Source organism: Pseudomonas sp. FYR_5 (assembly GCF_043106315.1).
In the GTDB taxonomy this organism is placed as follows: Bacteria; Pseudomonadota; Gammaproteobacteria; order Pseudomonadales; family Pseudomonadaceae; genus Aquipseudomonas; species Aquipseudomonas putida_Y.
Window position 1 is genome coordinate 1 of sequence record NZ_JBICMK010000018.1, and the last position, 12,616, is coordinate 12,616.

Annotated in this window: 9 protein-coding genes; 5 read left to right on the plus strand and 4 right to left on the minus strand. The window is 62.2% G+C overall.

Going from position 1 to position 12,616, the window contains the following annotated elements:
• A partial coding sequence (locus ACF8RA_RS01560; RefSeq protein ID WP_392488621.1) for an acetolactate synthase large subunit occupies window positions 1-1,086 on the plus strand: 1,086 nt, incomplete at its 5' end.
• Between the two features lie 126 nt (window positions 1,087-1,212).
• Here ACF8RA_RS01560 and ACF8RA_RS01565 read toward each other — a convergent pair.
• On the minus strand, window positions 1,213-3,756 hold the full coding sequence (locus ACF8RA_RS01565) for an HWE histidine kinase domain-containing protein (protein WP_392518707.1): 2,544 nt from the start codon (window positions 3,754-3,756) through the stop codon (window positions 1,213-1,215).
• Window positions 3,757-3,981: 225 nt separating this feature from the next.
• Between ACF8RA_RS01565 and ACF8RA_RS01570 the strand changes: the two genes are divergently transcribed.
• Window positions 3,982-4,599 (plus strand): dTMP kinase, encoded by a 618-nt coding sequence (locus ACF8RA_RS01570; protein WP_176684165.1) that lies wholly within the window; start codon window positions 3,982-3,984, stop codon window positions 4,597-4,599.
• A gap of 29 nt (window positions 4,600-4,628) precedes the next feature.
• Here the strand turns inward: ACF8RA_RS01570 and ACF8RA_RS01575 are convergent, their stop codons facing one another.
• A complete protein-coding gene (locus tag ACF8RA_RS01575; RefSeq protein ID WP_021784634.1) occupies window positions 4,629-5,069 on the minus strand; it encodes an Lrp/AsnC family transcriptional regulator in 441 nt (146 codons plus the stop codon).
• A gap of 144 nt (window positions 5,070-5,213) precedes the next feature.
• Here ACF8RA_RS01575 and ACF8RA_RS01580 point away from each other — a divergent pair, with 144 nt between their 5' ends.
• Window positions 5,214-8,261 (plus strand): aminotransferase class III-fold pyridoxal phosphate-dependent enzyme, encoded by a 3,048-nt coding sequence (locus tag ACF8RA_RS01580; protein WP_392518708.1) that lies wholly within the window; start codon window positions 5,214-5,216, stop codon window positions 8,259-8,261.
• Between the two features lie 78 nt (window positions 8,262-8,339).
• Here ACF8RA_RS01580 and ACF8RA_RS01585 read toward each other — a convergent pair whose 3' ends face one another.
• Entirely contained in the window at window positions 8,340-9,464 is a 1,125-nt protein-coding gene (locus ACF8RA_RS01585; RefSeq protein ID WP_392518709.1) for a mechanosensitive ion channel family protein, read from the minus strand.
• A gap of 98 nt (window positions 9,465-9,562) precedes the next feature.
• The gene (locus ACF8RA_RS01590; RefSeq protein WP_103444434.1) at window positions 9,563-10,033 is read right to left on the minus strand and encodes a MarR family winged helix-turn-helix transcriptional regulator; all 471 of its coding nucleotides are present in this window, start codon (window positions 10,031-10,033) and stop codon (window positions 9,563-9,565) included.
• Between the two features lie 197 nt (window positions 10,034-10,230).
• On the opposite strand from ACF8RA_RS01590, the gene ACF8RA_RS01595 reads away from it, so the two are divergent.
• Together ACF8RA_RS01595 and ACF8RA_RS01600 are read left to right on the plus strand one after the other, a co-directional pair.
• On the plus strand, window positions 10,231-11,061 hold the full coding sequence (locus tag ACF8RA_RS01595; RefSeq protein WP_209965673.1) for a p-hydroxycinnamoyl CoA hydratase/lyase: 831 nt from the start codon (window positions 10,231-10,233) through the stop codon (window positions 11,059-11,061).
• A gap of 75 nt (window positions 11,062-11,136) precedes the next feature.
• A complete protein-coding gene (locus ACF8RA_RS01600) occupies window positions 11,137-12,585 on the plus strand; it encodes an aldehyde dehydrogenase (RefSeq protein ID WP_103444432.1) in 1,449 nt (482 codons plus the stop codon).
• The last annotated feature ends 31 nt before the right edge of the window (window positions 12,586-12,616 follow it).

Genomic DNA, 12,616 nt, shown 5'->3' on the forward strand with positions numbered 1-12,616 from the left:
ATCGAAGCAGCCGTCGAGAAACTGCAGAACGCGCGTAACCCGATCCTGGTGATCGGTGCCGGTGCCAACCGCAAGATGACCGCCAAGGTCCTCAAGCAACTGATCGACAAGACCGGCATCCCGTTCATCACCACCCAGATGGGTAAAGGTGTGGTCGACGAGCGTCACCCGCGCTTCCTCGGCAATGCTGCACTGTCGTCGGGCGACTTCGTTCACCGCGCCGTAGAAGCCGCCGACCTGATCATCAACATCGGCCACGATGTGATCGAGAAGCCGCCATTCTTCATGGTCCGTGGCGGCACCGAAGTCATCCACATCAACTTTCGCTCTGCCGAAGTCGATGCCGTGTACTTCCCGCAAGTAGAAGTGATCGGCGACATCGCCAACGCCGTGTGGCAGATCAGCGAAGCGCTGAATGACACTTCGCACTGGGACTTCACCCGCCTGATGGCCATCCGTGAAGCCAACGAAGCACAGATCGCCGAAGGCGCCGACGACGACCGCTTCCCGGTCTACCCACAGCGCATGGTTGCTGACATCCGTCGTGTACTGCCGTCCGAAGGCATCGTCGCTCTGGACAACGGCATCTACAAGATCTGGTTCGCTCGCAACTACAAGGCGCACAAGCCGAACACCGTGCTGCTGGACAACGCCCTGGCGACCATGGGCGCCGGCCTGCCATCGGCAATGGCTGCGCACCTGGTGCACCCGGACCGCCCGGTAATCTCGGTGTGCGGCGACGGCGGCTTCATGATGAACAGCCAGGAACTGGAAACTGCAGTACGTCTGGGCATGCACATCACCGTGGTGATTCTGCGTGACGACGGCTACGGCATGATCCGCTGGAAGCAGGCCAACATGGGCTTCACCGACTTCGGCCTGGACTACGGCAACCCGGACTTCGTCAAATATGCCGAAGCCTACGGCGCCAACGGCCACCGCGTGGAAAGCGCCGAAGGCCTGCTGCCGCTGCTGGAGCACTGCATCAAGACCCCGGGTGTGCACGTGATCGACTGCCCGGTCGATTACAGCGAGAACGACCGCATCCTCAACAGCGAGCTGCGTGAGCGCGCCCTGGCGGTGTAAGCCCTGACAGGCCGGCGCCGTCCTTTTTCAGGGGCGGCATTGCGCTGCGAAAAGGCCCGTATAGCTGACAGTGATATGTCGGCGTTACGGGCCTTTTCATGACACAAGACTGCCTCTGAATCCCACTCACCCCAGATCAAGCAGGCCTTGCAGGCTGGCCAGAATGGCATTGGCGTCATAAGGCTTGCGCGCGACGGGCACATGCTGCAAGTGCTCGGGAATGCTGATGCCTTCGCCGTAGCCGGTGGCAAAGAGGAACGGAACCTGCCGGCGAACCAGCTCATCCGCTACGGAAATGGAGGTTCCGGTGCCCAGGTTGACATCCAGTATTGCCGCGTCCGGTGTGTGGCTGCCAAGCAGTTGCATGGCTTGGTCCTCGGAGCTGGCGGTGATCACGTCCGTGATTTGCGCATCATTGAGGATTTGCTCCAAGCCTACTGCAATCACCAGTTGATCCTCGAGTATCAGCACACGCAAGCCCGAGCGTGCTGCAAAGGCGCCGCGTTCACGCGCCAAGGGCGTGGCCGGGAGAGCGGTTTCTGCCGCTTCGGCTACGGAAAGGTGCTTGGCCGGGATTCTGAAAAAGCCTTGCAGGCCTTCGGGGTGATATTCCACCGTGCTGGTGCCACCCAGATCGAACGGGATGCTGCGGTCGATCAGCACCGTGCCGAAGCCGCTGCGGCTGGGCGGGCGTACCGTTGGCCCACCACTTTCACGCCAACTGATGGCACAGGCGTGGGTGGCGTCGATTGCCCAGCTCACCGAAAGCTTGCCGCCGGCCCGCGATAGCGCACCATACTTGGCCGCGTTGGTGGCCAGTTCGTGCAGCACCAGCGCCATGACCGAGTACGCGCGCGCATCGAGGATGACGTTCGGGCCCTGCAATTCGATCACGCTGGCAGCCGTGCGATAGGGCGAAAGCTCGGCCTCCAGCAGGTTCGTCAGGCGCCCGCCACCGTCACCGCGCACCACCTGGTCGTGGGCCAACGACAATGCCTGGATACGCCCTTTCAGCGTTGCCACATAGTCCTGCAGGGTCTGGCTCTCCGGGGTCGGATGGGCAACCAGCGCACCAATCAGCGACAGGATGTTCTTGACCCTGTGGTTGAGCTCTTCGTTGAGCATGCGCTGCCGTACTTCAGCCTTGGCGCGTTCACTGGCGAGCAGCTCGCTGTTGTGCAGCACCACTTCTACGATAGCGGTACGGATGGCATCGCCAAACTGGCGGTCCTGCTCGGTCCAGGGTAGCGACTGCTGGTGAACGGTTTCTTTCCAGATGGCGAAGCTTTTGCGGGGCGTCAGGCGGTCGCCCAACGCGCCGCTGTCATAGGTCTTGTTCGGGTCCCCGGCCCAGTCGAGTGTCTCGACCACCTCCTTGCGGAAGAAGATCAAGTAATCCCTTGGGTGTTGCGACATCGGGATGATCAGCACACCCGACACATCATTAAAATACGCCTGGGCCGACGGGAGCACTGTCGACAGGCGATTGGACGCCCAGATTCGGCCTTCGCTGACCATGTCTGCCAGGCGCAGCAGATCAGGCACGGCCGTTTGGGGCGGCGCCAGCCCTGCGCACGACCAGCGGCCTAGCAGCGACATGCCGATGCCGTCGCAGGGAATTAGCGACATCAACCGGGGCAGGCGTGCATGGAAGAACCCATCAATGTCCGCCGTCTGATTGGCGTCGCGCAGCAGGCTGTCCAGCGCTTTGTGGATGCGCACGGCGGCTTCGAGTTTTTGCCGGCTACGCAGGGTCTCTATATGCAGGGAGAAGAACTCACCGAACATCTCGGCGGCCACACGTTGTCCCATGGACAGCGTGCGTGGTGCGTAGTGATGGCAGGCAATCATTCCCCACAGCTCGCCGTTGACGATGACGGAAATCGACATCGAGGCGCCTACGCCCATGTTGCACAGGTATTCGCAATGGATCGGCGAGACGCTGCGCAGGTGCGCGTAGGACAGGTCGAGTGGTTCGCCCGAGGGGTCGAGCACCGGGTTGATGGCGACCGTTTTGAACTGGGCGTCGGAGATTACCCGGATCGGGTTGCGCAGGTAGAGCGCGCGGGCCTGCTGGGGGATATCGGAGGCAGGAAAATACTGGCCCATGAAGCTTTCGAGGTCGCCACGCTTGGCCTCGGCAACCACCTTGCCGGCACCGTCTGCTCCCAGCTGGTAGATCATCACCCGGTCGTAACCGAGCACCGCCCGGACAAAACGGGCGGCGTCGCGGAACAGCTTGCTGGTCTGGTCGATTTCGCGCAGTTGGGCAATCAGCGTGCGGGCCAGCTCGATCGGCTCGGCGATGCTCGCGCCGGCGGGTTCGAATTCGAGGATTGCCGTGCCTTTGTACAAGTGGGCGGCGATGTCGACGGCCTCGCCGTTGGGCAGCGTCACGCCAAAACTGAGCGCGGGCCGCGAGGCATCCCGGGTACGGGCGAGTGCGTTGCGAAGCGTATGCGCGACCTCGTCGCCCAGCACCGCGTGCAGTTTCTGACCATTGATATCGTTTGTTACACCCAGCACTTGTGGGGCGTTGACCGAATGGCGCAGCACCACGGTCGCCGAGGCATCACAGGCCAGCAGGCAGCCATGGGGCTGGATGCTCCCGGGAATCTGGATGGGCTCCCGGTCGCAGTTGGTCAGGTTAACTTGGGGGTTGTAGGTCATCGGCCCGTGCCTGTGGGTAAGGGGAGGCGGGCAGCAGGTCCGCCATCGTCCGTCAGCCTAGCAGGCATTGAACGCCTTGGGGATGGTGGGCCGCTCCATTCCCAGGGCGGTGCGCTGCTGCTGATCAGTCAGCTTTGGAGTACAGATGTGCTCTTGTCGAGAATCGCTTGAAGGCAGCTGTGATCAATGGTCTCATCCCGCGCTTGAGCCAACTGGTATTGCAAGATGAACCGCCCACTGTTTATTTCCATCGATGGGCCCAAGGGTACCGGCAAGACCACGCTGCTGGAGGCCGTCACTCAAGCGTTGCGGCTGGACGGGAACAAGGTGATCCGCCTCTGCGAAAGAAAGAATGACCCTCACCGGGGCGAGACCATGGCCTTGGTCAACCAGCTTTCCAGAAGCCCTTGCCAGGACCTTGAGTTCAAGGTTTGCGAGCGCTTCGCTGAAAGCCGCGCCTGGATTTCCCGGCATGTACTGCCCAGGCAGCCCGCTGACAGCATCATCCTGATTGATCGCTGGTACCCCTCTGACGCCGCGTTTCGCCGCACAGTGCCGTTTGACAAGATCCTGCGCCTGAACCTCGAACGGAACGTGCAAGTACCCGATCTGCATGTCGGGGTGGTCACAACGCCTGAAACCTCATGGGCAAGGGCCGCGGCGCGCACACGTGGGCTGGGCAGTACGGTGATCCATAACCTGGATGAACAAATTGCCTGTACCGAGGCGTTCGAGCGTGCAGTTGCAGAGCAAGGCTGGGTGCTGTGCCGCAATGAAGGGACTGTCGACGAGGCAACGCGGCAGGTCGTTCGCGAGATTCAGGGCGTGCTTCGACACCTCTGAGGCAGGTGTGAATACTGCCTTTGCAGGTATCAGGCGCCCTGCCGGTCGATGTCACGGCGCAGGACTACCGACGTGGTGATGTCATCCACCGATTCGTGACGTGCCACGTTGTCGCGTACTTGGTTGAGGTCGTCGATCGTCCGGGTCTCCACTTCAACCACCAGGTCAAGCTGACCGCTCACCGATGAAACCCGTCGCACGCGCGCGTCCGTTGCCAACTGGTCGAGCAACCCCATGGCAGGCGTGCGCTGCAACGTCACCAGCAAGATGGCGCGTATGACGTTGGCGTCTATTTCGCCGATGTCAGCGCGATAACCGCGAATGATCCCGCTGCGTTCAAGGTTGGCTACCCGCTCGGTGGTGGCGCTTCTGGAAAGGCCTATGCGGCCGGCTAATGCCTTGAGCGCAATACGCGCGTCCTTTGACAGTACCTCAAGAATCTCACGATCTTTAGCGTCCAGGTCACGCATTCCACCCCCTTGATAAGCTTGCCGTCATTATGCCGGCCGGTACCGGCATAATGCCTGTTGCGCCCGACCGTATGCAGGGTGTCCGTTTCGGCGGTGCATGACAAGCTATTGCAAAAACAATTCGCGCGCTCGGAACCTGATGATATGACAGACCTTTCCCACCCGGCACCTCGGTTTTCGGCAAGCGATGCAGAGGGCCTTGCAAAAGATTTCTTCAATGTCACCGGCACTGCAACGCCCCTGGATGGGGAACGTGATCGCAATTACCGGCTGGAGACTGGCGTAGATGCAGGCTGGATACTGAAAATCGTCAATGCCAGCGAGCCCAGGGTAGAAAGCGAGTTTCAAACCGCGCTACTCGATCACCTGGCCGTGCATGGCGCGCATTTGGGCGTGCCGCACCTGCGGGCCAGCGTGACTGGCGACTACCTGCCGTCTGTGGCCAGCAGCACCGGGGAAAAGCACGCCGTGCGCCTGGTCAGCTGGCTGGCCGGCACGCCACTTGCCAAGGCCAGTCGTTCCATGGCGCTGATGAGAAACTTCGGCCAGGCACTCGGTGAACTTGACCGTGCCCTGCAGGGCTTCATGCACCCGGGCGCAGTCCGCGACCTGGACTGGGACTTACGCCACGCTGCGCGTTCCCGCTCGCGGCTGCACTGCATCAAGGACCCTGATCGCCGGGCCATTGCCGAGCGCTTCATCGTCCGGTTCGAACAGGCTGTACAGCCGAAGCTGGCGTCCCTTCGGGCCCAGGTGATCCACAACGACGCCAACGACTGGAACATCCTGGTCGATGCCGAAACGGCCGGTAACGTGACTGGCTTCATCGATTTTGGCGATGCCGTGCACACCGTTCTGATTGCCGAGGTCGCGATCGCCAGCGCCTACGCCATTCTCGACATGGACGACCCGATCGGCGCTGCGGCTGCGCTGGTGGCCGGCTTCCATGAGAAGTACCCGTTGCAAGCGCAAGAGCTTGATGTGTTGTTCAACCTGATAGCCATGCGCTTGGTCATCAGCGTCACGTTCTCCGCTTCCCGGCAGGACCAGACCGACGACAACCCTTACCTGGCGATCAGTGAAGCGCCTGCCTGGCGCCTACTGGAGCAGCTTGATTCGATGAACCCACGATTGGCCACCGGCATTCTGCGCAAGGCCTGTGGTTTCGATGCCATCGAAGGTGCGGGGGAGGTCCGCCGCTGGATTGCCGACAACCACAAGTCGTTTGCCGACCTGGTGCGCCCGTCAGCCGCCATTCTCGACAAGGTGATCGCGCCGTTTGGCGATGCCAGCCACGAGATGACCATCGCCTCGGCCCAGCAGCGCCCGGCAGATGCGACGCGGTGGTGGAATGAATTCTCTGCCGCGCACAAGGTGCCGCTGGCCATCGGACCATGGGGCGAGATACGTGCCATCTATACCGACAGCGCCTTCGAGTCTCGCTTCATCAAGGGGCAGCACCGTACCCTGCATATCGGGGTAGACCTGGTGATGCCAGCGGGTACCCCGTTGTACGCACCGATCGGCGGCACCGTCAGAAGCGTCGAGGTCGAGCCAGGCCCGCTGGGGTATGGCGGCCTGGTGATGCTTGAGCATACCCCACCCGGTTGCCCGCCCTTTCTGACACTCTGGGGGCACATGGCCCACGAGGCGCTCAGCCGTTTGCAGGCCGGTGACAAGCTCGAAGCCGGCGACCTGGTCGGCTACATGGGCAGCGATCACGAGAACGGCGGCTGGATTCCCCACCTGCATCTGCAGGTGGTCACCGATACCCGGCTGAGCGCGTGCGAGGTCATTGGCGTGGGTGAGCCAGCGTACCGCGACACGTGGGCCGACCTGTTCCCCGATGCTTCGGCCCTGGCCGGTATCCCGCCAGAGACCTACAGCCAGCAGGGGATGACCAAGGCCCAGATCATTGCCAGGCGCAAGGAACTGCTGCTCCCTAACCTGTCCATTTCGTACACCGATCCGATCAAGTTCGTGCGCGGGGATGGCGTATGGCTGATCGACAACTTCGGGCGGGCCTACCTGGACTGCTTCAACAACGTCTGCCACCTGGGCCATGGTCATCCCGACGTGGTCGAAGCCTTGACCCGCCAGGCTGCGCTGCTCAACACCAATACCCGCTACCTGCACGACAACATCGTCGAATACGCCGAACGCCTGACCGGCACTTTGCCAAAGGGCCTTTGCGTAGCGTCCTTTGGCTGCTCGGGGAGTGAGGCCAACAGCCTGATGCTGCGTATGGCGCGCAACTACACAGGCAGTGATCAGGCGATCGTGCTGGACTGGGCCTACCACGGCACCACGCAGGAACTGATCGATCTGAGCCCTTACAAGTACAAGCGCAAGGCGGGCAAGGGCAGGGCGGCGCATGTTTACGAGGCCGTAGTCCCGGACAGCTACTACGCCCCCGAGCACTGGCCCGTGGAAGCGCACGGCAAGCGCTTTGCCGAGTCGGTGGCAGAGCAGCTGGACGCCATGCGCAAGGCAGGCAAGCGCCCCGGTTTTTTCATTGCCGAGTCGATCCCGAGCGTGGCGGGGCAGGTGTTTTTGCCCGAACACTACCTCAAGGAGGTGTACGCCATGGTGCGAGCCGAAGGTGGGCTGTGCCTGGCCGATGAGGTTCAGGTCGGGTTTGGCCGGGTCGGCAGCCACTGGTGGGCATTCGAGACCCAGGGCGTGGTCCCGGATGCCGTCAGCATGGGCAAACCCATTGGTAACGGCCACCCGATGTCGGCGGTAGTGACCACGCGCGAGGTTGCCGATGCTTTCAACAACGGCATGGAGTATTTCAACACCTTCGCCGGTAACCCGGTGTCATGTGCGGTAGGCCTGGCGGTGCTCAATGCAATCGAGCGCGACCGGTTGAAAGACAACGCCTTGAATGTCGGCCATTACCTGCTCGATGGTTTTCGCAAGCTTCAGCAGCAATTCGACGTGATTGGTGATGTGCGCGGATTGGGCCTGTTTCTCGGCGTCGTGCTGGTCACCGACCGCCAGTCGAAGGCGCCAGCCACGGCCCTGGCCAGAAAAGTGGCGGATGGCGCCCGGGAGCGCGGCGTATTGATCGGCACCGAAGGCCCGCATGACAACGTGCTGAAAATGCGGCCCTCGATGATTTTCAGCCGGGCCAATGCGGACTTTCTTCTCGAGGTGCTGAAAGACAGCTTCATCGCGGCAGTGAAATAGCGTTTCAGGGCGAGCAGGGCGTGTCCATGAGCACGCCCTGCGTCGCGCCTGTCTGGCGCTCTGGGCAAGTTGCCAGATTCAAGCCCCTCTGATGCCCAGGCCTTCGCGAGCCTGGCCATGCATGCCGGATGCTTCTGGCAATGCCGTGACCTTGATCGCACGCACCGGTACGGCGAACCTTGCGCCGATTTTCGAAAACCGCTCCAGCAGCCTGAAGTTGATCGCCTGCTGAATGTCCATGTACAGGTTGTAGCCTGGGTCCTGGACGATGTAGACACACTCGAACTCCAGCGCCTCTTTGCCGAAGCCGCGCAGGTGAGCGCGATCGAAACGCGCCTGCTCCTGGGTCTTGATGGCGTCTTCTACGATGCCTGGCGCTTTCTTCACAGCCTCGGTGGGCGTGTCGTAGGAAAGCCCGAACTCAAACACGATGCGACGTTCCTGCAGGCGCTTGTAATTCTGGATGGTGCTGCTGATCATGCTGGCGTTGGCCATGACGATCTGTTCGCCGCCGAGGCTACGGATGCGTGTAGTCTTCAGGCCGACGTGTTCAACGGTACCCGCCAGGGGCCCGATGACGATGAAGTCACCGATCTCGAACGGCTTGTCCACGGCGATCGACAACGAAGCGAACAGGTCGCCAAGGATATTCTGCACAGCCAGCGCCACTGCGATGCCGCCCACGCCAAGGCTGGCGACGAAGGCGGTGATGTTCACCCCCAGGTTCGACAGCATCGCCAGCACCACCACAGACCACAGCAGTACTCGCGCGCCCCAGGCCGAAAGGGTAGCCAGCGCGCTGCCCTGGTTCAGGCCGTCGGTGCGGTGGCGGGCGAAGTAGCGGCTCAGGCCCAGGCCGATGGCGCGGTTGGCCCACAGGCCAATCTGCAGGGCCGCGACCACGAACCACAGGCTGCTGACCCTGCTTAGCCAGCGCTCGGGCAGGTCGAGCATGCTCAGACCCACCAGCAATGAGGCCAGCAACAACAGAAAGTTGCTGGTGCCGGAAAGCACCTTGGCCATTACCTGGCTCAATGGGCCTTCGTGTTCGGACCACCGCCGTATCCGGCGTATCAGGAAGCTGATTGCGGCACGGGCGACCAGGAAGGTCACGATGGCGACTGTCAGCGCCACCAGCAGATTGAGAATGGAGATGCCAAATACGGTGGTGTCGCTGAAAAACGCGATGATGCGGTCGTTCATGAGTACCTCGCCTCTGGGTTGATTTGCCAAGGTGCTTTCTTGGGACGTCAAAGAGGCGCTACAGGTCGATCGGATTTCACCACGCTGGGCAGACGGAGTCAGTCTCTGTAGATTTTTTTCAATAACCGCAACAGTTCAGTCCTCTCGTCATCCGACAGGTTGGATGTCGCCTGATGATCGCTGTCAGCGGCGATGTGCTTCAACTCCTTCAACAGGGCTTCGCCCGATTTGCTCAGGAAAATCCCGTACGAGCGTTTGTCCGGTTTGCACCGCACGCGCACGGCCAGCGCGCGCTCTTCCAGTTTGTTCAGCATTGGCACGACTTGCGGCGGTTCGATAGCCAGCGCACGCGCCAGGTCGGCCTGCATCAGCCCGGGATTCTGGTCGATGATCGCCAGGGCGGAAAATTGTGCCGGGCGCAGGTCATGGGCCGAGAGCCGGGCGATAAGGTTCTGAAACAGCTTCAATTGCGCGCGTCGCAAGGCGTAGCCGATCAAGTCTTCAAGCACCCCTTCTCCCACAGGAGCAGCCACGCAAGCGTCGTCGGTAGTACGGGCAGACCTAGCCATCAGGGTTCATGCTCCTCGGTCATGGGTAAGAAAGTTACCTATTTTGCCTGTCCTTCTGCGATCCGGCTAGAGCAGGTCTGGCAAAAAGGCAGCGCGCCAACCTCTGCACAAAGATAATTTTGTTAATGGTTAATTGACATAACTAATTTGACCCGTTAGCGTGAGCCCATCACCCCGAACAACAAGAGTGCAGAACCATGAGCAAATACGAAGGCCGCTGGACCACCGTGAAGGTCGAACTGGAATCGGGCATCGCCTGGGTGACCCTCAATCGCCCGGAAAAACGCAATGCCATGAGCCCCACGCTGAACCGGGAAATGGTCGACGTGCTGGAAACCCTCGAGCAGGACGCCGACGCTGGCGTGCTGGTACTGACCGGTGCTGGCGAGTCCTGGACCGCCGGCATGGACCTGAAGGAGTACTTCCGCGAGGTGGACGCCGGTCCGGAGATCCTCCAGGAAAAAATCCGTCGCGAAGCCTCGCAATGGCAATGGAAGTTGCTGCGTCTGTATGCCAAACCGACCATCGCCATGGTCAACGGCTGGTGCTTCGGCGGTGGCTTCAGCCCACTGGTGGCATGCGACCTGGCGATCTGCGCCAATGAAGCGACCTTCGGCCTGTCGGAAATCAACTGGGGCATCCCGCCTGGCAACCTGGTCAGCAAGGCCATGGCCGATACCGTTGGCCATCGTCAGTCGCTGTACTACATCATGACCGGCAAGACCTTCGATGGCCGCAAGGCTGCCGAGATGGGCCTGGTGAACGACAGCGTGCCGCTGTCCGAGCTGCGTGAGACCACCCGCGAGTTGGCGCTGAACCTGCTGGAAAAGAACCCGGTGGTGCTGCGCGCCGCGAAGAATGGCTTCAAGCGCTGCCGCGAGCTGACCTGGGAACAGAACGAAGACTACCTCTACGCCAAGCTCGACCAGTCTCGCCTGCTGGACACGACAGGTGGCCGCGAGCAGGGCATGAAGCAGTTCCTCGACGACAAGAGCATCAAGCCAGGCCTGCAGGCCTACAAGCGCTGAGTCGCACCGCGGGCGGCGGTGTGCCGCGCCAAAGCCCGCAGGTATTTCTCTATAACGACAACAAGAGGAATGAGCATGTTGCAGGTGCCTTTGCTGATTGGCGGGCAGTCGCGCCCCGCCAGTGATGGACGAACCTTCGAGCGCTGTAACCCGGTGACCGGCGAGGTGGTGTCGCAAGCTGCTGCCGCCACACTGGCTGATGCTGATGCCGCCGTGGCTGCTGCCAGCGCGGCGTTTCCGGCCTGGGCCGCCCTGGCGCCGGGCGAGCGGCGCAGCCGCTTGCTGGCAGGTGCTGATCTGTTGCAGGCGAGGGCTGGCGAGTTCATCGCCGCTGCCGGTGAAACCGGGGCCATGGCCAACTGGTATGGCTTCAACGTGAAGTTGGCCGCCAACATGCTGCGCGAGGCAGCAGCCATGACCACGCAGATCACCGGTGAAGTGATCCCCTCGGACGTCCCGGGCAGCTTTGCGATGGCCCTGCGCGCGCCTTGCGGCGTGGTGTTGGGCATCGCGCCGTGGAACGCTCCGGTGATACTGGCCACGCGTGCCATTGCCATGCCGCTGGCCTGCGGCAACACCGTGGTGCTCAAGGCTTCGGAGCTGAGCCCGGCGGTCCATCGGCTGATCGGCCAGGTGCTGCACGATGCAGGCATCGGCGACGGCGTGGTCAATGTCATCAGCAATGCGCCGCAGGATGCACCGGCCATCGTCGAGCGGCTGATCGCCAACCCTGCGGTCCGCCGGGTCAACTTCACCGGCTCGACGCACGTCGGGCGCATTGTCGGCGAACTGGCGGCCCGCCACCTCAAGCCAGCGCTGCTCGAACTGGGCGGCAAGGCGCCTCTGTTGGTGCTCGACGATGCCGACCTGGACGCCACGGTCGAAGCGGCGGCCTTCGGTGCCTACTTCAACCAGGGGCAGATCTGCATGTCCACCGAGCGCCTTGTGGTGGACAGCCGTATTGCCGACGCCTTCGTCGACAAGCTGGCGGTGAAGATCGCCGGGCTGCCTGCAGGTGATCCGCAGGCCAGCACGTCAGTGCTCGGCTCGCTGGTCAGCGCAGCGGCCGGCGAGCGCATCAAGGCACTGATCGACGATGCCGTGGCCAAGGGCGCGCGCTTGGTTTGTGGCGGCCAGCTGGAGGGCAGCATCCTGCAACCGACCTTGCTCGACAACGTCGATGCCAGCATGCGCTTGTACCGCGAGGAGTCCTTCGGCCCGGTGGCGGTGGTGCTGCGCGCCGAAGGCGACGAAGCCTTGCTGCAGTTGGCCAACGACTCGGAGTTTGGTCTGTCATCGGCCATTTTCAGCCGCGACACCAGCCGCGCCCTGGCCTTGGCCCAACGGGTGGAGTCAGGTATCTGCCATATCAACGGCCCGACCGTTCACGACGAAGCACAGATGCCGTTTGGTGGGGTCAAGTCCAGCGGCTACGGCAGCTTCGGCAGCCGCACGGCCATCGATCAGTTCACCCAGTTGCGCTGGGTCACCCTCCAGCACGGCCCGCGTCACTATCCCATCTAGCCGCTGCAGGCCCAGGCCACCGGCAAGATGA

Bases quoted from the DNA above. Each gene is read 5' to 3' on its own strand.
- ACF8RA_RS01570 (WP_176684165.1), top strand. From the start codon at position 3,982: ATGAACCGCCCACTGTTTATTTCCATCGATGGGCCCAAGGGTACCGGC.
- ACF8RA_RS01600 (WP_103444432.1), top strand. From the start codon at position 11,137: ATGTTGCAGGTGCCTTTGCTGATTGGCGGGCAGTCGCGCCCCGCCAGT.
- ACF8RA_RS01565 (WP_392518707.1), bottom strand. From the start codon at position 3,756: ATGACCTACAACCCCCAAGTTAACCTGACCAACTGCGACCGGGAGCCC.
- ACF8RA_RS01575 (WP_021784634.1), bottom strand. From the start codon at position 5,069: ATGCGTGACCTGGACGCTAAAGATCGTGAGATTCTTGAGGTACTGTCA.
- ACF8RA_RS01585 (WP_392518709.1), bottom strand. From the start codon at position 9,464: ATGAACGACCGCATCATCGCGTTTTTCAGCGACACCACCGTATTTGGC.
- ACF8RA_RS01580 (WP_392518708.1), top strand. From the start codon at position 5,214: ATGACAGACCTTTCCCACCCGGCACCTCGGTTTTCGGCAAGCGATGCA.
- ACF8RA_RS01590 (WP_103444434.1), bottom strand. From the start codon at position 10,033: ATGGCTAGGTCTGCCCGTACTACCGACGACGCTTGCGTGGCTGCTCCT.
- ACF8RA_RS01595 (WP_209965673.1), top strand. From the start codon at position 10,231: ATGAGCAAATACGAAGGCCGCTGGACCACCGTGAAGGTCGAACTGGAA.